Origin of the sequence: Neisseria bergeri (assembly GCA_003044455.1) — a bacterium.
GTDB lineage: Bacteria > Pseudomonadota > Gammaproteobacteria > Burkholderiales > Neisseriaceae > Neisseria > Neisseria bergeri.
This window is the reverse complement of the sequence record POWY01000016.1, coordinates 13,157-32,783: the sequence shown is the minus strand read 5'-3', so window position 1 is coordinate 32,783 and position 19,627 is coordinate 13,157. Positions and strand designations below refer to the sequence as shown.

The window sequence follows — 19,627 nt, the reverse complement described above, 5'->3', positions numbered from 1 at the left end:
ACCCTACAGCCCACCCTGCGATGCACCCTGCCGCCCTGCCCTGTGCCTTGTCCTGCAATACGACATATAATGCACCACAAACCCCGCGCTGCGGTTTTCAGACGGCATCGCCGTGTTTTTTTACAGGCAGTAGCCCTTTTTATCGGACGCAATATTAAGGAGGAACAAATGAAAAGCTCTTTTGTGCAAACGCTTACCATCGCCGGTTCGGATTCGGGCGGCGGTGCGGGCATTCAGGCGGATTTGAAAACGTTTCAGATGCGCGGCGTGTTCGGAACGTGCGTCATCACCGCCGTTACCGCGCAAAATACCTTGGGCGTGTCGGCGGTTCATCTCGTCCCGACCGAAACCATCACCGCGCAAATCCAAGCAATCAGGGAAGACTTCGACATCCGCGCCTACAAAATCGGTATGCTCGGCACGGCGGAAATCATCGAATGCGTTGCCGACAAGCTGAAACACTGCCGCTTCGGCAGACGCGTACTCGACCCTGTGATGATTGCCAAAGGCGGTGCGCCGCTGTTGCAGGATTCCGCCGTTGCGGCACTGACGCAGCTGCTGCTTCCCGATACGGATGTGTTGACCCCCAACCTGCCCGAGGCGGAAGCTCTGACCGGCGTGCGTATCGAAAGCCGTAAAGATGCGGAACGTGCGGCAAAAATCCTGCTTGATTACGGTGTCAAAAATGTCGTTATCAAAGGCGGACATTTGAACGGCAGCGCAAGCGGACGCTGCACGGATTGGCTGTTTACGCAAAATGAAACGCTGGAATTGGACAGCCCGCGCTTTCCGACCGCCCACACGCACGGCACGGGCTGCACGTTTTCCGCCTGCATTACCGCCGAGTTGGCAAAAGGCTCGGACGTTTGCGAAGCCGTACAGACTGCCAAGGCCTACATCACGGCGGCAATCTCAAACCCTTTGGAAATCGGCGCGGGACACGGTCCGGTCAATCATTGGGCGTATCGGGACTAGACGTAAAAATGCCGTCTGAAACAAAATGTTCAGACGGCATTTTTGAGGATTATTCAGGCTTTTTCGCCAGCATGGTTACAAATTTAAACCGTATCGGATTGCCGTTTTCGTCTTTGGCGTGCATAGAACCCAATTCTTCTTTGTATTCGACCAGCTCCCAATCCCGATAATAATCCTTCAGCTCGCCCTCTTTAAATTTAAAAGGGAACGGCATCGGACAGGGGAAATCCGCCGTATCCATTGCCGATACAATCAAATTGTACCCTCCAGCCGCCGTATGCGCCTGCATATCGGCAATCACGTCGGGCACGCGCTGCGGCATCAGGAACATCAGCACCACTGTTGCCACAATATAATCAAACTCGCCCTGAAGGGCGGCGGCATTCAAGTCATATTCCAGCGTGCGGACGTTCAAGCCCTCCGCCTCTGCCAGCTCCGCCACGTTTGCCAAGGCGGCCGGATTGTGATCGACTGCAGTAACTTCAAATCCCTTCAAACCGAGAAACAGCGCGTTGCGCCCCTGTCCGCAGCCCATATCCAACGCCCTGCCCGCCGGTACGGTATCCTGAGCCGACGCCACTGCAGAATGCGTGGCACTCATGCCGTATTTTTTGTGAAAATAGTCTGCCGCCGCGCAATACAGCGACAAACGGATTTCGGCATCGTCCGTTTTCGGTTTGACAGAAAACACCTGCTGCGGCGCAAACACGCAATCGCCGCTTTCCGCCGACCAAACCTCCGCCGACCCGTCCGGTGCACGGACTTCGACATCGCCCTGCAACACATTCAGGCAGACCCACTCCCCTTCCTCAGACGAATAGCCCGACAACAAAACTTCCGGCAGGTTTTCCACCTTCCATACGGGCATTTGTCCGAAACAAAACAACTCGCCACTTTGACCCACTATCCGCTCCTTCATATTCAAAAATAAAGTTGCACATTATATGCCTATTTCAATCCGCCGCAATCTTTCAGACGGCACGGCGCGCAAACCGCTTATAATCACGCCGGACACCACACAAAGGCACAATAATGGATAAAACCGTTTACCTTTACACCGACGGCGCGTGCAAAGGCAATCCCGGCGCGGGCGGCTGGGGCGTATTAATGCGCTACGGCAGCCACGAAAAAGAACTTTTCGGCGGCGAAGCGCAGACCACCAACAACCGCATGGAGCTGACCGCCGTCATCGAAGGGCTGAAATCGCTCAAACGCCGCTGCACCGTCATCATCTGCACCGACTCACAATACGTTAAAAACGGCATGGAAAACTGGATACACGGTTGGAAACGCAACGGCTGGAAAACCGCCGCCAAACAGCCCGTCAAAAACGATGATTTGTGGAAAGAACTCGATACACTGGTCGGACAGCATCAAGTCAGCTGGACTTGGGTGAAAGGACACGCGGGACACGCGGAAAACGAACGCGCCGACGATTTGGCAAACCGTGGCGCGGCGCAGTTTTCCTGATTACCGCGTCGGCAAAAATGCCGTCTGAAACCGCTAATGGGATTCAGACGGCATCGTCCTCCAGCGTCATTCCCGCGCAGGCGGGGATCCAGAACGTCGGGCAACGACAATATTCAAAAGCCGTCTGAAAATTTAAAAGTTCTAGATTCCCGTTTTCACGGGAATGACGAAAAGTTGCGGACAGCAGAGGAATGACGAGGTTTCAGACGGCATTGGGGGCTTTGTCGGGCTTCAGACGGCATTGTTCTCCCACCGTCATTCCCGCGCAGGCGGGAATCCAGAACGTCGGGCAACGGCAATATTCAAAAGCTGTCTGAAAATTTAAAAGTTCTAGATTCCCGCTTTCGCGGGAATGACGAAGAGCTGCGGGAATGACAGGATTTTAGGTTTCTGATTTTGGTTTTCTGTTTTTGAGAGAATAACGGGATTTGAGATTGCGGCATTTATCGGGAGCAACAGAAACCGCTCTGCCGTCATTCCCGCGCAGGCGGGAATCCAAAACGTCGGGCAACGGCAATATTCAAAAGCCGTCTGAAAATTTAAAAGTTCTAGATTCCCGCTTTCGCGGGAATGACGAAGAGCTGCGGGAATGACGGGATTTTAGGTTTCTGATTTTGGTTTTCTGTTTTTGAGGGAATGACGGGAATTTAGTAACCGTAGCAACTGCCTACGCGACGGCTAAGGGGCTTCAGTAACTGTAGCAACTGCCTGTGTGGGAATGACGGACAATGGGCTTCAGACGGCATCTCTTGCCTGCCGCTAAAACAGTTTGCCGCACAACTGTTCAAACGCGTCCGATATGTTTCAACACACAGGACGACACATAAAGCACCGCCCTATGAAGTGGTACAATTGACGGCAATGCGGACAGACAAATTAAACTATCAGAAATTGCCCTACCGTTTTTTAAACACTTTCAGGAATAAGGAAAAATGACCGCCCAACCCTGCCCCATCTGCACGGCACAAGATGAAGATATTTTGCTGCAAACCCCCAAGCTGCGCGTCATCGCCGTCCATAACGACAGCGGTTCGCCTGCATTCTGCCGCGTCATTTGGCGTAAGCATATTGCCGAAATGACCGACCTTTCGGCAGCGGAACGCGGCGAATTGATGGAAATGGTGTACAAAGTCGAAGCCGCTATGCGCCAAGTGTTCCGGCCGGCAAAAATCAACCTCGCCAGCTTGGGCAATGTCGTGCCGCACCTGCACTGGCATATTATCGCCCGCTTTGAAAACGATGCGACTTTCCCTGCGCCGATTTGGGCAAACCCCGTCCGGAAACACGGTATGACCCTGCCGCAAGATTGGACGGAACAGCTTAAAAAGCTGCTTTAAGCCCGCCGATGCCGTCTGAAACCGTATGAAAGGGAAATTATGACCGAACCGACCTCCCGCCGCCGTTTCCTGAAAACCTGTACCGCCGCCGCAGGCGCGGGACTGCTTCAGGCTTGCGGTACTGCGCCTGCTTCAAACAATGCCCCATCCGCGCCCTCTCACCCTGTTGCGAAAGCCCGAACCGTGTACCCCGAACCACCACGCCATTCCAACTCTGCCGACAATCTTCTGCGTATTGTCGCTTCGTCAGGATTTGCCGAAGACACCAATCGCGTCAACACAGCCTTAACCCGCCTTTACAATGCCGGTTTTACCGTAACCAACCAACAGGCGGGCAACCGCCGCTTCCAACGGTTTGCCGGTACGGACGCACAACGCGCGGCAGATTTCCAAGAGGTCGCCTCCGGCCGCGTTGCCACGCCTAAAGTTCTGATGGGTTTGCGCGGCGGTTATGGTGCGGTACGCATTCTGCCGCATATCGATTTTGCCTCGCTCGGCGCAAGAATGCGCGAACGCGGCACGCTGTTTTTCGGATTCAGCGATGTGTGCGCCATCCAGCTGGCACTCTTGGCAAAAGGAAATATGATGAGTTTTGCCGGTCCGATGGCATACAGCGAATTCGGCAAACCCTCCCCCAGCGTGTTTACAATGGATGCCTTTATCAAGGGGGTAACCCAAAACCGCCCGACCGTTGATGTTCCTTATATCCAACGTGCCGATGTCGAAACCGAAGGTACGTTGTGGGGCGGCAACTTAAGCGTCCTCGCCTCGCTCGCCGGTACGCCTTATATGCCCGACATCGACGGTGGCATTTTGTTTCTCGAAGATGTCGGCGAACAGCCCTACCGCATCGAACGTATGCTCAATACGCTGTATCTTTCGGGTATTTTGGGCAAACAACGCGCCATTATTTTCGGCGATTTCCGTATGGGTAATATCCGCGATGTATACGATTCGTCTTATGATTTTTCTACCGTGGTCAACCATATTTCGCGTACGGCAAAAATTCCTGTGCTGACAGGTTTCCCATTCGGACATATTGCCGACAAAATCACTTTCCCGCTGGGTGCGCACGCCCGAATCCGTATGAACGGAAACGGCGGTTATTCGGTCGCGTTTGAAGGCTATCCGACACTCGATGCGTCCGCCCTGACTTTGGATACCCTGCTCCCGCCGCCGGATTTGCCTATCTTCCCCGAAAGCGGTGTTGCCGATATTTCGGAATAAACCCGCAAACGGACAAATGCCGTCTGAAGTCTTCAGACGGCATTTTCCTGTAAAAAAACCGCACCTGATGGCAGGTGCGGTTTCCAATATTCAAACTAAAACTTATTTATCGCGGCTGAATACGATTTTGGTAGCTTGGATAGCAACGCAAACAGCACCACCGATGAAGATCAAGTCAGCAGCAGTACGAACCCAACGCAGAGTATCCAAGATTTCCATTTGCAGGAACTCTTCGCTACGCGCATACCACAGGCCGTGCGTGATGGAGGCGTATGCCTGAATCGCGCCGACAGGCAACAGGCTGATGGCAATCATACCCACCAGACCGCCGTTCAGCAGCCAGAAACCCCAAGTCATCAGTTTGTCGTCAAATTGAACATTAGGTTTTAAGTAGCGTGCAACCAGCAATACGAAGCCCAGAGCTAAGAAACCGTACACACCGAACAAGGCGGCGTGCGCATGAACAGCAGAAGTATTCAAACCTTGGATATAGAACAGGGAAATCGGCGGGTTAATCAGGAAACCGAATACACCGGCACCGATCATATTCCAAAAGGCGACTGCCACGAAGCACATCAGCGGCCAACGCAGGCGTTTCGCCCAGTCGGACAAGTGTTGGTAAGACCAATGCTCGTATGCTTCACGGCCCAGCAACACCAGCGGCACGACTTCCAAAGCGGAGAAGCAGGCACCGATTGCCATAGAGGCGGAGGTAGAGCCGGAGAAGTACAGGTGGTGCAGCGTACCGGGAACGCCGCCCAACATAAAGATGGCGGCAGCGGCCAAAGTGGATGCAGTAGCGGTACTGCGGCGGACAAAGCCCATATTGTAGAAGACAAAGGCAAAGGCGGCAGTGGCAAATACTTCAAAGAAGCCTTCCACCCACAGGTGAACCACCCACCAACGCCAGTATTCCATTACGGCAATCGGGGATTTTTCGCCATAGAACAGGCCCGGTGCGTAGAATACGCCCACACCGACCATAGAAGCGACAAAGATTGCCAGCAGGTTTTTGTCTACGCCTTTTTCTTTGAAGGCGGAAACCGTGCAGCGCAACATCAGGAACAGCCACAACAACAGACCGACCATCAACAGGAGTTGCCAGAAGCGGCCCAAATCGAGGTATTCGTAACCTTGGTGTCCGAACCAGAAATTAAATTCGGGGGGAAGGATGTGCGTCAACGCAAAGAAGTTACCTGCGTAAGAACCGCCGACCACGATGAACAGGGCGATGTACAGGAAGTTCACACCGGCACGTTGAAACTTAGGATCTTTACCGCCGTTCACAATCGGAGCCAAGAACAGACCTGCTGTCAGGAAACCGGTTGCAATCCAGAAGATGGCGGATTGAAGGTGCCAAGTACGGGTCAAGGCATAAGGGAACCAATCGGACATTTCGAAGCCCAGTGCTTCGTCAATGCCATAGAAACCTTGACCTTCGACGGTATAGTGCGCAGTCAGACCACCCAACAATACTTGTACCACAAACAGGGCAACTGTCAGGAATACATATTTGCCCAATGCTTTTTGCGAAGGAGTCAACTGAACCTTAGAAATAGGATCTTCAGCCGGAACTTCCACTTCTTCGTGTTTGGTCAGGAAAGAATAACCCCACATCAACAAACCGATGCCCATCAACAGAAGAACAACGCTGGTGAATGACCACATATAGTTTTCAGTGGTCGGTACGTTGTTGATCAAAGGCTCGTGCGGCCAGTTGTTGGTGTAGGTAAAGACCTCGCCGGGACGGTTGGTCGAAGCAGACCAAGAAGTCCAGAAGAAGAAGTCGAACAGTTTTTCACGCGCTTCTTGGCTTGGCAATGTGTTGTTTTTCATTGCAAAGTGTTCGCGGGTGGTTTGCAGCGCGGGATCGTCGCCGTAAACACCGTGGTAGTACGGCAGGATGCTTTCGATGGCTTTCACGCGCGTATCGCTGATGACGACGCTGCCGTCTTCCTTAACACGGCTTTGGTTGCGGTATTCGTCAGCCAAACGTGTTTTCAGAACAGCTTGTTCTTCAGGAGAAACTTCGTCAAATTTTTTACCGTAAGTTTCTTGCGCAGTCAGATCCAACCAGGCAACCAACTCACGATGCAGCCAGTCCGCCGTCCAGTCCGGAGCCTGATATGCGCCGTGGCCCAGAATCGAACCGACCTCCATACCGCCGGTAGTCTGCCATGCAGACTGACCTGCCAAAATATCGTCTTTCGTCATCAAGACCTTGCCGGATGCGGAAACGACCTGTTCGGGGTAAGGCGGGGCTTTCTTATAAACCTCGCTGCCCATATAGCCAAGAATGGTAAAGCATACTGCCAGAACGGCAAACAGCAAGTACCACAGCTTCTTGTACTGTCCCATTTTGAGAGCTCCTTTTAATAAAGCAGTTGTTTAAAATTCACAGAATATGAATGTTAAAGATTGTAGCACGGTTTACCGCGCAAATAAACATTTGTTCAAACAAACTCACATATAAAACAAATACATATATGATAATAACTATCATTATTCTTTACTCGGGAATTGCCCTGCCTTTGCCTGCTCTGCCGAAACCCTGGCAAATCAGCCTATTCATTGTAATTTTTAGTAGTTATAAAGTATTAGAAGTGTCATTTTAAGTTCATATTTTATGAATTATTTGACTTAAATCAAAATGCCCGCAATGGGGCAACCGCATAATCACACCAAGTTCTTAACCAATCCTTTCAGGACAATTTACTTTTCTTACAAAAGGAAAACATCATGAAACGCCAAGCCTTAGCTGCAATTATCGCTTCTATGTTTGCTTTAGCCGCCTGCGGTGGCGAACAAGCTGCTCAAGCTCCTGCCGAAACCCCTGCCGCTTCCGCAGAAGCCGCAAGTTCCGCCGCACAAGCTGCCGCCGAAACGCCTGCAGGCGAACTGCCCGTCATCGATGCGGTTACCACCCACGCTCCCGAAGTACCTCCCGCAATCGACCGCGACTACCCTGCCAAAGTCCGCGTGAAAATGGAAACCGTCGAAAAAACCATGAAAATGGACGACGGGGTGGAATACCACTACTGGACATTTGACGGCGACGTTCCGGGCCGCATGATCCGCGTACGCGAAGGCGATACTGTAGAAGTCGAATTCTCCAACAACCCGTCTTCTACCGTTCCGCACAACGTTGACTTCCACGCCGCAACCGGTCAGGGCGGCGGTGCAGCCGCGACCTTTACCGCCCCGGGTCGCACTTCCACATTCAGCTTCAAAGCCCTGCAACCGGGTCTGTACATCTACCACTGCGCCGTCGCGCCGGTCGGTATGCACATCGCCAACGGTATGTACGGCCTGATTTTGGTCGAGCCTAAAGAAGGCCTGCCAAAAGTGGATAAAGAGTTCTACATCGTCCAAGGCGACTTCTACACCAAAGGCAAAAAAGGCGCGCAAGGCCTGCAACCGTTCGACATGGACAAAGCCGTTGCCGAACAGCCTGAATACGTCGTATTCAACGGTCATGTAGGTTCTATCGCCGGCGATAACGCGCTGAAAGCCAAAGCAGGCGAAACCGTGCGTATGTACGTCGGTAACGGCGGTCCGAACCTGGTGTCTTCCTTCCACGTCATCGGCGAAATCTTCGACAAAGTTTATGTTGAAGGCGGCAAGCTGATTAACGAAAACGTACAAAGCACCATCGTTCCTGCCGGCGGCTCTGCCATTGTCGAATTCAAAGTCGATATCCCGGGCAGCTACACTTTGGTCGACCACTCCATCTTCCGCGCATTCAACAAAGGCGCGTTGGGCCAATTGAAAGTAGAGGGTGCGGAAAACCCTGAAATTATGACTCAAAAATTGAGTGATACCGCTTACGCCGGCAGCGGCGCGGCTTCTGCCCCTGCTGCTTCCGCACTGGCTGCTTCTGCCCCGGCAGCCTCTGCATCCGAAAAAAGCGTTTATTAAACCGGATCCCCGTCATTAGCGGGACAAACCACTGCCGCCGTACTTCATTACGCACGGCAGTGGTTTTTTAACAACCAATCTTTCCTTTCGGAAGATTGATTCTTCAGACGGCATTCGCAGCTTTTCGTTTAAAATGCCGTCTGAAAAATCAATTTTAACCGCCTGTCAGGAGGCATAATATGAAGTTTGCCCGGTTACTCTTTCTCTGTGCGGCACTCGCCGGCACTCAAGCGGCGTCTGCCGAAATGGTTCAAATCGAAGGCGGCAGCTACCGCCCGCTTTATCTGAAAAAAGATACCGGCCTGATTAAAGTCAAACCGTTCAAACTGGATAAATATCCCGTTACCAATGCCGAGTTTGCCGAATTTGTCAACAGCCACCCCCAATGGCAAAAAGGCAGGGTCAGTTCCAAACAGGCGGAGCCTTCTTATCTGAAACACTGGATTAAAAATGGCAGCCACAGCTATGCACCAAAGGCAAGCGAATTAAAACAGCCGGTAACCAATGTTTCCTGGTTTGCCGCCAACGCCTATTGCGCCGCACAAGGCAAACGCCTGCCGACCATCGACGAATGGGAATTTGCCGGACTTGCCTCTGCTACTCAGAAAAACGGTTCAAACGAACCCGGCTACAACCGCACTATTCTCGATTGGTATGCCGACGGCGGACGGAAAGGCCTGCACGATGTCGGCAAAGGCCGCCCGAACTACTGGGGCGTTTACGATATGCACGGGCTGATTTGGGAATGGACGGAAGATTTCAACAGCAGCCTGCTTTCTTCCGGCAATGCCAATGCGCAAATGTTTTGCAGCGGCGCGTCTATCGGGTCGAGCGACTCGTCCAACTATGCCGCCTTCCTCCGCTACGGCATCCGCACCAGCCTGCAATCCAAATATGTCTTGCACAACTTGGGCTTCCGTTGCGCAAGCCGATAACCCCTTCAATTACCAAAGCAGCTTTGGCGGTACTGAAAAGTACCGCCGTTTTTTGCCCGAAAATTCTAGTTTTGTTTCATCATCTTGCAATTTCAAGCAATATTTTGTAGGAAAAAACAAAATTATCTTGCGGTGAATCAAACCACCTTTGCGGCAAACCCGTCAAAATACCGACAACGTTTTATTTTTCCAACGAAATTTATAAAACTCATTCGGAGTATTACTACATTCCCGATCAGCGACGGTCTGCAAAGCCGTCAAACTTTCCGACTATTTATCCAAACCAAGGAAATCCAATGAAAATTACCGGCTTCGGCGAGATACTGTGGGATACTTTCCCTGATGGAAAAATTTTGGGCGGCGCACCTTTAAACGTGCTGTACAGATTACAATCGCTCGGTATGGATACCGCCATTATCAGCAGTAGGGGAAATGATGGCGACGGAGAAGAACTTGTCCGACAAATACAACAAAAGAACATCGTTTCCGACTTTGTCCAGATTCATCCGGATTATCCCACCAGTCAGGTTAAAGTGTCGCTGAATGCCCAAGGCAGCGCATCCTACGAAATTGTCTATCCCTGTGCATGGGACGGCATCCGGACAGAAGAAGCAGCACTGCACCGCGTTGCCCAATCCGATGCCTTTATTTTCGGCAGCCTGGCCATGCGCGACGAAACCTCCCGAAAAACTTTAAACAGCCTGCTGCAACAGGCAAAATTCAAAATCTTCGATGTCAACCTGCGCAAACCGCATTACGACGCTTCCCTGATTTTAGAAACTATGAAACAGGCTGATGTCGTCAAACTCAACGATGACGAACTCTACGAACTGTCAAAGATTTACGGATCGCCCTATCACAGTTTGGAGCAAAACATCGTTTATCTGGCAAAACTGACCGATACAGACACTCTTTGCGTAACCTTGGGCAGCCACGGCGCAGTCCTGTACAAAAACGGGGAATTTTTCCGACACGGCGGATTTAAAATCGAAGTTGCCGATACCGTCGGCTCGGGAGACAGTTTCCTTGGCGGTCTGATTTATCAGCTACTCAACCGCGCGGAACCCCAATATGCCCTCGCCTTTTCCTGCGCACTTGGTGCGCTGGTCGCCTCCGAACATGGTGCAACGCCGGAAATTTCCCCCGAACGCATCGGGCGTTTCATGAACCCTGTTTAAAACGCATGGAAAAATGCCGTCTGAAAGCCTTTCAGACGGCATTTTGCTTGAGATTCCGTTTACCAATGGCTGACAAACGCTTCCAAATCGGTATTCTTGGGCTTATGCGCTTCCTCTGTCGGCGTGCCGATCATCATCAGCCCGATGATTTTATCCTTATCCGCACAACCGAAAGCCTCCCGCAACAAGGGGCTGTTGACCCACATCCCCGTTATCCAGACATTGTCGAAACCTTGCGCCGTTGCCGCCAATTGCAGCGCATACGCCGCACAACCCGCCGTCAGCATCTGTTCCCATTCCGGTTTCGGCTTAGGCACATCGCGGTTGGGCGCAAACGTTACACCAATAACCATCGGAGCCATATTGCCCACTTTTTCCGCCTTCTGCAACGCCTCCGCGCCGAAATTCAACGCGTCAACCGTCTGCGCCAAAATACGGCGGAAACGCTGCAAAGCAGTGTCCCCCTGAATCACGGTAAAACGGAACGGGCGCATATTGCCGTGATCGGGAACTTGGGTTGCCGCCTGCAATATTTGTTCCAACTGCTCCGAATTGGGAACCGGCGCCGCCAGTTTTTTTGAAGAGCGTCGGGTAGTCAAAAGCTGCAAAGCGTCCATATCATCGTCTTTCAAATCATTCCGGAAGCAGGGTTTATAACACAAAGCGTACAGCAATACCATTACGGCAGAAAACCGAAAAGAAATGCCGTCTGAAACGCATTCAGGCGGCATTTGAAAATCAACCGTAACGCCGTTGGAAATCGCGCATAAAATCCGCCAAAGCCCGCACGCCTTCGAGCGGCATCGCATTGTAAATGCTGGCGCGCATCCCGCCGACGGTTTTATAACCCTTGAGCAGGCACAAGCCCTGCAACTCGGCTTCCAACACAAAGCGGCGGTCCAAATCCTCGCTTTCAGTTTTGAAGACCACGTTCATTTTGGATCGCGCATCAGGATGAATATCGTTGATGTAAAAACCGCCGCTGCCATCTATCGTCTCATACAAGGTTTGCGCCTTCAGCCTATTGACCGCTTCAATTTTTTTCACACCGCCCTGCGCCTGCAGCCAGCGGAACACCAGCCCCGACATATAAATCGCGTAAGTTGACGGCGTGTTGTACATACCGTCGCGGTTCAAATGAGAACGGTAGTTGAACACATCGGGAATATCGTTCGGACAACGCTCGAGCAAATCCTCACGCACAATCACCACCGTAACTCCTGCCGGCCCGATGTTTTTTTGTGCGCCTGCGTAAATCAGTCCGTAGTCGGCAACATCAAACTCACGCGACAGAATCTCGCTGGACATATCGCACACCAACGGCGGCATGCCGTCTGAAAGGCGAGGCACTTCACGGTATTGCAGCCCATTGACAGTTTCATTGACGGCAAAATGGACAAACGCCGAATCGGGTGCAACATCCCACGTTTCCACAGGCGGCAGGTCGAGATAGTCGAACTGCTCGCCGCCATGCGCCGCCAAACGGATTTCCGTATCGGTCAAACGGCTCATCTGTTCATAAGCGATACGGCTCCAGTTGCCCGTTACCACCGCGTCGGCAGTGCGGAAACCGTGTGCCAGATTCATGGCTGCCATATTAAATTGGGTTGTTGCTCCGCCCTGCAGAAACAATATCTTATAGTTGTCAGGCACTTTCAAAAGCTGCCTCAAATCCTGTTCCGCATGATGCAGGATGCTCAAAAACATTTCCGAACGGTGGCTCATTTCCATCACGGAAAAACCCGTACCGTTGTAGTCCGTCATTTCCTGCCGCGCCGTTTCCAACACGGCTTCAGGCAACACGGCGGGGCCGGCGGAAAAATTGTAAATCGGATAAAGAGACATGATGCAGCCCTGATTCTGAACAATAACCCGCCCGATTTTAGGCTTGCAGCAGGCTTTGTGCAAGGATGGGAAATACCTGTCCTCCGCCCGACTCCATGCCGACCGAACACGGAAAATAATATCAATATATTGATTTATAAACATAAAAATCATGCCAACGACAAATAGATACATTTGTTTTGTCAACAATATTCACGATTTCCCATTACAAACCTCCCTTACACCCGCTTTTTCCGTCCCAAAAACACAAAATAAATCAACACTTTCATTTCTCCGCAAAAGCGGTTATAATCACGCCGATTTTTCAACTTTGACGAAAAATGGCCACGGGGCCATTTTTTTATTATGTACATAGGGAGCAGCATGGATATTCAAACCATCCTCGAAAAAACCCTGCCCGGCCTGGGCTACGAACTGGTCGATTTCGAACTGACCGCGCAAGGAACATTGCGCGTGTTCATCGACAAAGAAGGCGGCATTACCGTCGAAGATTGCGCAACCGTCAGCAACCACTTGAGCCGCGTGTTTATGGTGGAAGACATCGACTATAAAAACCTGGAAATTTCCAGCCCCGGACTCGACCGCCCCTTGAAAAAAGCCGCCGACTTCGTGCGCTTTACCGGTCAGCAGGCAAAAATCAAAACCCGCCTGCCGATAGACGGTCAAAAAAACTTTATCGGTAAAATCGAAGGCTGCGAAAACGATACCGTTACCGTATCCTTCGACGGCAAAACCGTGCAAATCGGGTTGGACAACATCGACAAAGCCCGTCTGCGCCCCGAATTCAAATTCTAAAACACAGCAATATTGGAGATTTTCAAAATGAGTCGTGAAATGTTACAGCTGGCAGAAGCACTGGCAAGCGAAAAAAACGTTGATGCGGAAGTCGTCTTCCAAGCACTGGAATTCGCACTCTCTACCGCCGCCAAGAAAAAGGCAGACCGCGAACACATGGACGTGCGCGTCCAAATCAACCGCGATACCGGCGAATACCAAACCTTCCGCCGTTGGCTGATTGTCGCCGATGAAGACTATACCTATCCCGATGTCGAAAAAACCATCGAGGAAATCCAAGAGGAAATTCCCGGCACTACCATCCAAATCGGCGAATACTATGAAGAGCAGCTGCCCAACGAAGGCTTCGGCCGCCAAGCCGCGCAAACCGCCAAACAAATCATCCTGCAACGCATCCGCGATGCGGAGCGCGAGCAGAATCTGAACGAGTTTCTCGCCATCAAAGAAGACATCGTGTCCGGCACGGTCAAACGCGTCGAACGCCACGGCATCATCGTCGAAGTCGTTGCCGGCAAACTGGACGCGCTGATTCCGCGCGACCAAATGATTCCGCGCGAAAACTTCCGCAGCGGCGACCGCATCCGCGCCCTCTTCCTGCGCGTCGAAGAAATCGGCAACACCGGCCGCAAACAAGTCATCCTGAGCCGTACTTCCGGCGATTTCCTCGTCAAACTGTACGCCAATGAAGTACCTGAAATTGCAGACGGCATGCTTGAAATCCGCGCTGTCGCCCGCGACCCGGGACAACGTGCCAAGGTCGCCGTCAAAGCCAACGACCAGCGCATCGATCCGCAAGGCACCTGTATCGGCGTTCGCGGTTCGCGTGTCAACGCGGTCAGCAACGAATTGTCCGGCGAACGCATCGACGTTGTCCTTTGGTCGCCCGAGCCTGCCCAATTCGTCATGAGCGCACTTTCCCCCGCCGAAGTCAGCCGCATCGTCATCGACGAAGACAAACACGCCGTCGATGTCATCGTATCCGAAGACCAGCTCGCGCTCGCCATCGGGCGCGGCGGTCAAAACGTGCGCCTCGCCTCCGACCTGACCGGCTGGCAGCTCAACATTATGACTTCCGCCGAGGCAGACGAACGCAATGCGGCAGAAGATGCCGCCATCCGCCGCCTGTTTATGGATCACTTGAATGTGGATGAAGAAACCGCCGACGTGTTGGTTCAAGAAGGTTTTGCAACCTTGGAAGAAGTCGCCTATGTTCCTGCCGCCGAACTGCTTGCCATTGAAGGATTTGACGAAGAAATCGTCGATATGCTCCGCAACCGCGCCCGCGATGCCATCCTGACCATGGCGATTGCCGCCGAAGAAAAACTGGGCGAAGTATCCGACGATATGCGCAACCTCGAAGGCGTAGATGCCGATATGCTCCGCAGCCTTGCCGAAGCAGGCATTACCACCCGCGACGACTTGGCAGAGCTTGCCGTGGACGAACTGATTGAAATCACCGGTGTAAACGAAGAAACCGCAAAAGCCGTCATCCTGACCGCACGCGAACACTGGTTTACCGAAGACAAATAAAGGGGGTACAGATGAGTAACACAACCGTAGAACAATTTGCCGCCGAGCTGAAACGCCCCGTCGAAGACCTGTTGAAACAGTTGAAAGAAGCCGGCGTCAGCAAAAACAGCGGCAGCGATTCCCTGACGCTGGACGACAAACAGCTTCTGAACGCCTACCTGACCAAGAAAAACGGCAGCAACGGCGGCACCATCAGCATCCGCCGCACCAAAACCGAAGTCAGCACCGTTGACGGCGTAAAAGTCGAAACACGCAAACGCGGACGCACTGTCAACATTCCTTCTGCCGAAGAATTGGCAGCACAGGTAAAAGCCGCCCAAACCCAAGCCGCACCTGTCCAGCCGGAGCAGACGGCAGAAGACGCGGCAAAAGCCCGAGCCGAAGCTGCCGCACGCGCAGAAGCCCGTGCCAAGGCAGAAGCGGAAGTGGCAAAACTGAAAGCGGCAAAAGCAGGCAACAAAGCCAAACCTGCCGCGCAGAAACCCACCGAAGCAAAAGCCGAAACCGCACCCGTTGCGGCGGAAACCAAACCCGCCGAAGAAAGCAAAGCGGAAAAAGTCCAAGCCGACAAAATGCCGTCTGAAAAACCCGCCGAGCCCAAAGAAAAAGCCGCCAAGCCGAAACACGAGCGAAACGGCAAAGGCAAAGATGCCAAAAAACCGGCGAAACCTGCCGCACCTGCCGTGCCGCAACCCGTGGTCAGCGCGGAAGAACAGGCGCAACGCGATGAAGAGGCTCGCCGTGCCGCCGCACTTCGCGCCCACCAGGAAGCCCTGTTGAAAGAGAAACAGGAACGCCAGGCACGCCGCGAAGCCATGAAACAACAGGCAGAACAACAGGCAAAAGCCGCACAGGAAGCCAAAACCGGCAGACAGCGTCCCGCCAAAACTGCCGAGAAACCGCAGGCAGCCGCACCGGCCGTCGAAAACAAACCTGTCAATCCGGCAAAAGCGAAAAAAGAAGACCGCCGCAACCGTGATGACGAAGGTCAAGGCCGCAACGCCAAAGGCAAAGGCGGAAAAGGCGGACGCGACCGCAACAATGCGCGCAATGGTGACGATGAGCGCGTACGCGGCGGTAAAAAAGGCAAAAAACTCAAACTCGAGCCGAACCAGCACGCCTTCCAAGCACCGACCGAACCTGTCGTTCATGAAGTTTTGGTTCCCGAAACCATTACCGTTGCCGATTTGGCGCACAAAATGGCGGTCAAAGGCGTGGAAGTGGTCAAAGCCCTGATGAAGATGGGCATGATGGTAACCATCAACCAATCCATCGACCAAGACACCGCCCTGATCGTGGTGGAAGAACTCGGCCATATCGGCAAACCTGCCGCAGCGGACGATCCGGAAGCCTTCTTGGACGAGGGTGCGGAAGCAGTGGAAGCCGAAGCATTGCCGCGTCCGCCCGTCGTTACCGTCATGGGCCACGTTGACCACGGCAAAACCTCGCTGCTGGACTACATCCGCCGTGCCAAAGTGGTACAGGGCGAAGCAGGCGGCATTACGCAGCACATTGGCGCGTACCACGTCAAAACGCCGCGCGGCGTGATTACCTTCCTCGATACCCCGGGCCACGAAGCGTTTACCGCTATGCGCGCACGCGGTGCGAAAGCAACCGACATCGTGATTCTTGTGGTCGCGGCCGACGACGGCGTGATGCCGCAAACCATTGAAGCGATTGCCCACGCCAAAGCTGCGGGTGTACCGATGGTGGTTGCCGTCAACAAAATCGATAAAGAAGCCGCCAACCCAGAGCGTATCCGCCAAGAGCTGACCGCACACGAAGTTGTGCCTGACGAATGGGGCGGCGATGTACAGTTTATCGACGTATCCGCCAAAAAAGGAACGAACATTGACGCACTGCTCGAAGCCGTATTACTCGAAGCCGAAGTCTTGGAACTGACCGCACCTGTCGATGCGCCCGCCAAAGGCATCATCGTCGAGGCGCGCTTGGACAAAGGGCGCGGCGCGGTTGCCACATTGCTGGTTCAAAGCGGTACGCTGAAAAAAGGCGATATGCTGCTGGCCGGTACGGCATTCGGCAAAATCCGCGCGATGGTCGACGAAAACGGCAAAGCCATTAACGAAGCAGGCCCGTCTATTCCGGTCGAGATCCTCGGCTTGTCCGACGTTCCGAACGCAGGCGAAGATGCGATGGTATTGGCCGACGAGAAAAAAGCGCGCGAAATCGCCCTCTTCCGCCAAGGCAAATACCGCGACGTACGCTTGGCCAAGCAACAGGCTGCGAAACTGGAAAACATGTTCAACAATATGGGCGAAACCCAAGCCCAATCTTTGTCGGTCATCATCAAGGCAGACGTTCAAGGCTCTTACGAGGCTTTGGCGGGCAGCCTGAAAAAACTGTCCACCGACGAGGTGAAAGTGAACGTATTGCACAGCGGCGTGGGCGGTATTACCGAATCGGATGTCAACCTTGCCATCGCTTCGGGCGCATTCATCATCGGCTTTAACGTGCGTGCGGATGCCTCTTCGCGCAAACTTGCCGAAAATGAAAACGTGGAAATCCGCTACTACAACATCATCTACGATGCCATCGACGACGTGAAGGCGGCGATGAGCGGTATGCTTTCCCCGGAAGAGAAAGAACAGGTAACCGGCACGGTCGAAATCCGTCAGGTCATCTCCGTTTCCAAAGTCGGCAACATTGCAGGCTGTATGGTTACCGACGGCGTGGTCAAACGCGATTCCCATGTCCGCCTCATCCGCAACAACGTGGTCATCCACACGGGCGAACTGGCTTCGTTGAAACGCTATAAAGACGACGTAAAAGAAGTCCGTATGGGCTTCGAGTGCGGTCTGATGCTCAAAGGCTACAACGAGATTATGGAAGGCGACCAACTGGAATGCTTCGACATCGTCGAAGTTGCCCGCAGCCTGTAATTCCTTTGCAAATAAAATGCCGTCTGAAGCATTCAGACGGCATACAAAACGGGTTCTGTATCATACAGAACCCGTTTTTTGTCGCAAATCGACTTCAGTGACCCTCCTGCCCTATCCCGATTTGAATCTGACTTGCCATACAAACAGGCTTCAGACGGCATTATTTTCCCGACAGTCGGATTTGAAGTTTCTCCACATATCCGGCGCGTTCGGCGCGGCTGGTTTCGGGGCGGTGCGTATTGAGGGACGACCATTTCCAATGACTGCGGGCTTTGTTGAGTTCGGGCGGGAGTCTGGCGGCGTCCCACGGGGCTTTGCGGCTGTGCAACTCGATATCCGACTGCGCCGCGTGACCACGCGTTTGCAGGACGTGGAGCAGATCGAGGGCGCGGGCGGCGAGTAGGGTCAGGGTTTCGGGGTCGGTGTGCAAGGTTTGGCGACCAGCAAGTTTGTCGGAAATGGTGCGGGTATTGGGCAGGATGCCGCCCAAAAAGCCGCCGATTGCCGTACCCAATCCGAGCGAGCCGCCGAGTGTGGCGATGTCCAGCCCCAAGCCGATGAGCGCGCCGGTTGCCGCGCCCGTGCCGGTGCGGATGCCGTATTGTTTGAGCAATTCTCTGTCGAACGGATCTTGGCGGAAGGCTTGCGGCATCCAGTCGCCGCCGTCAATTTCGCTGTGGTAGAAACGGTAGAGGGCAAACAGCCGCTGCTGCATCTGCCGTTCGAGCTGGCGTATTTCCGCCTGCATGGTCTGCAACACGGTGGCGGTATCCTCGTTTTCGTCCACTTCCTGCCTGAAGGCGGCGGCATCGAGCAGGAAATCGGCGATTTCGCGGCGCGCTTCGCCGTCCAGCCGCTGCCATTCGCGCCGGCGCATGGCTGTCAGGCGGTCGAGTGTGCTGCGTTCGGGCAACATGGTGGCGAGGTTTTCCCACAGGCGCAGTTCGCCTTCAAAATCAAAGGCGACGGTATCAAACCCCGCGAAAACGTGCAGGTTTCTCCTCGCCAGCATGGTTGTCCACGATTCGGGAGGCTGTCCGCCGGTAAAGTTGAACACGGGCATAACGGGTTTGGCACACCACGACAGGACGGTCAACTCGTCCCTGTATTTGTCAAGAACCGGCTCGCGCGCGTCGATGACGTACATTGCCATATCGCTTTGCAAGACTTGCCGTAAGACTTTGGCTTCCTGATTGAAATCATGATGCGCGCCGTGGCTGCCAAGAAACTGTTGCAGCCGCTCGATGCCGTCCGAACGGGCATCCGTATGGGTTTCCAGCCATTCCAGTACGCCGCCCGCGTCTTCGAGTCCGGGCGTGTCGTACAGGAAAACCAGCGTGTCCGCGCCGTCGCTGATGGCGGCTTCTTCGACATGGCGTGTGGTCGATGGGGCGTTTCTGACTTCGCCGAAGCCGCTGTCGCGCAACAGGGTGCGCAGGAGCGAGGTTTTGCCGGTGTTGGTGTGTCCCACGACGGCGAGGGAAAGGGATTGTTTGCTCATGATGTTTTTGAAGAAT

Annotated in this window: 15 protein-coding genes; 10 read left to right on the top strand and 5 right to left on the bottom strand. The window is 53.4% G+C overall.

The annotated features are described in order from the left end of the window. Positions 1 to 168 precede the first annotated feature (168 nt). Complete coding sequence (gene thiD, locus DBY86_RS11405) at positions 169 to 975, top strand: bifunctional hydroxymethylpyrimidine kinase/phosphomethylpyrimidine kinase (RefSeq protein ID WP_107820051.1); 807 nt, start codon at positions 169 to 171, stop codon at positions 973 to 975. Between the two features lie 49 nt (positions 976 to 1,024). Here the strand turns inward: thiD and tehB are convergent, their stop codons facing one another. Beyond that, on the bottom strand, positions 1,025 to 1,894 hold the full coding sequence (gene tehB, locus DBY86_RS11400) for an SAM-dependent methyltransferase TehB (RefSeq protein ID WP_107820050.1): 870 nt from the start codon (positions 1,892 to 1,894) through the stop codon (positions 1,025 to 1,027). A 113-nt stretch (positions 1,895 to 2,007) separates the two neighbouring features. Here tehB and rnhA point away from each other — a divergent pair, with 113 nt between their 5' ends. The 3 genes from rnhA (at position 2,008) to DBY86_RS11385 (ending at position 5,009) form a co-directional block, all read left to right on the top strand. After that, positions 2,008 to 2,445 (top strand): ribonuclease HI, encoded by a 438-nt coding sequence (rnhA, locus tag DBY86_RS11395; protein ID WP_107820049.1) that lies wholly within the window; start codon positions 2,008 to 2,010, stop codon positions 2,443 to 2,445. Between the two features lie 932 nt (positions 2,446 to 3,377). Further along, positions 3,378 to 3,782 carry an HIT family protein gene (locus tag DBY86_RS11390; RefSeq protein WP_003709130.1) on the top strand — a complete coding sequence of 135 codons (405 nt, stop codon included), beginning with the start codon at positions 3,378 to 3,380 and terminating at the stop codon, positions 3,780 to 3,782. 39 nt (positions 3,783 to 3,821) lie between these two features. Next, positions 3,822 to 5,009 carry an LD-carboxypeptidase gene (locus DBY86_RS11385; protein ID WP_107820048.1) on the top strand — a complete coding sequence of 396 codons (1,188 nt, stop codon included), beginning with the start codon at positions 3,822 to 3,824 and terminating at the stop codon, positions 5,007 to 5,009. 102 nt (positions 5,010 to 5,111) lie between these two features. On the opposite strand, the gene DBY86_RS11380 is transcribed toward DBY86_RS11385, so the two are convergent. Further along, positions 5,112 to 7,367, bottom strand: a complete 2,256-nt coding sequence (locus DBY86_RS11380; protein WP_107820047.1) for a nitric-oxide reductase large subunit — start codon at positions 7,365 to 7,367, stop codon at positions 5,112 to 5,114. A 381-nt stretch (positions 7,368 to 7,748) separates the two neighbouring features. Here DBY86_RS11380 and nirK point away from each other — a divergent pair, with 381 nt between their 5' ends. From nirK to DBY86_RS11365, 3 genes are all read left to right on the top strand, one after another. Further along, positions 7,749 to 8,927: a copper-containing nitrite reductase gene (nirK, locus tag DBY86_RS11375; protein ID WP_107820046.1), complete on the top strand. Its 1,179-nt coding sequence runs from the start codon at positions 7,749 to 7,751 to the stop codon at positions 8,925 to 8,927. Between the two features lie 179 nt (positions 8,928 to 9,106). Next, positions 9,107 to 9,862, top strand: coding sequence for a formylglycine-generating enzyme family protein (locus DBY86_RS11370; protein WP_107820045.1), 756 nt, complete (start codon positions 9,107 to 9,109; stop codon positions 9,860 to 9,862). Positions 9,863 to 10,158: 296 nt separating this feature from the next. Beyond that, on the top strand, positions 10,159 to 11,040 hold the full coding sequence (locus DBY86_RS11365; protein ID WP_107820044.1) for a carbohydrate kinase family protein: 882 nt from the start codon (positions 10,159 to 10,161) through the stop codon (positions 11,038 to 11,040). A 59-nt stretch (positions 11,041 to 11,099) separates the two neighbouring features. Here the strand turns inward: DBY86_RS11365 and DBY86_RS11360 are convergent, their stop codons facing one another. Both DBY86_RS11360 and serC read right to left on the bottom strand, forming a co-directional pair. Beyond that, positions 11,100 to 11,657: a nitroreductase family protein gene (locus DBY86_RS11360; protein WP_107820052.1), complete on the bottom strand. Its 558-nt coding sequence runs from the start codon at positions 11,655 to 11,657 to the stop codon at positions 11,100 to 11,102. Positions 11,658 to 11,778: 121 nt separating this feature from the next. After that, on the bottom strand, positions 11,779 to 12,885 hold the full coding sequence (serC, locus tag DBY86_RS11355; protein WP_107820043.1) for a phosphoserine transaminase: 1,107 nt from the start codon (positions 12,883 to 12,885) through the stop codon (positions 11,779 to 11,781). 363 nt (positions 12,886 to 13,248) lie between these two features. On the opposite strand from serC, the gene rimP reads away from it, so the two are divergent. Genes rimP through infB form a run of 3 tightly spaced genes read left to right on the top strand, consistent with a single transcriptional unit; the run spans position 13,249 to position 18,110 of the window. After that, positions 13,249 to 13,680 carry a ribosome maturation factor RimP gene (rimP, locus tag DBY86_RS11350; RefSeq protein ID WP_199901101.1) on the top strand — a complete coding sequence of 144 codons (432 nt, stop codon included), beginning with the start codon at positions 13,249 to 13,251 and terminating at the stop codon, positions 13,678 to 13,680. 27 nt (positions 13,681 to 13,707) lie between these two features. Continuing rightward, positions 13,708 to 15,210 carry a transcription termination factor NusA gene (nusA, locus tag DBY86_RS11345; RefSeq protein WP_107820041.1) on the top strand — a complete coding sequence of 501 codons (1,503 nt, stop codon included), beginning with the start codon at positions 13,708 to 13,710 and terminating at the stop codon, positions 15,208 to 15,210. An 11-nt stretch (positions 15,211 to 15,221) separates the two neighbouring features. Next, positions 15,222 to 18,110, top strand: coding sequence for a translation initiation factor IF-2 (infB, locus tag DBY86_RS11340; protein WP_107820040.1), 2,889 nt, complete (start codon positions 15,222 to 15,224; stop codon positions 18,108 to 18,110). A gap of 160 nt (positions 18,111 to 18,270) precedes the next feature. On the opposite strand, the gene DBY86_RS11335 is transcribed toward infB, so the two are convergent. Beyond that, positions 18,271 to 19,611 (bottom strand): DUF3482 domain-containing protein, encoded by a 1,341-nt coding sequence (locus DBY86_RS11335; protein WP_107820039.1) that lies wholly within the window; start codon positions 19,609 to 19,611, stop codon positions 18,271 to 18,273. Positions 19,612 to 19,627: the final 16 nt, after the last annotated feature.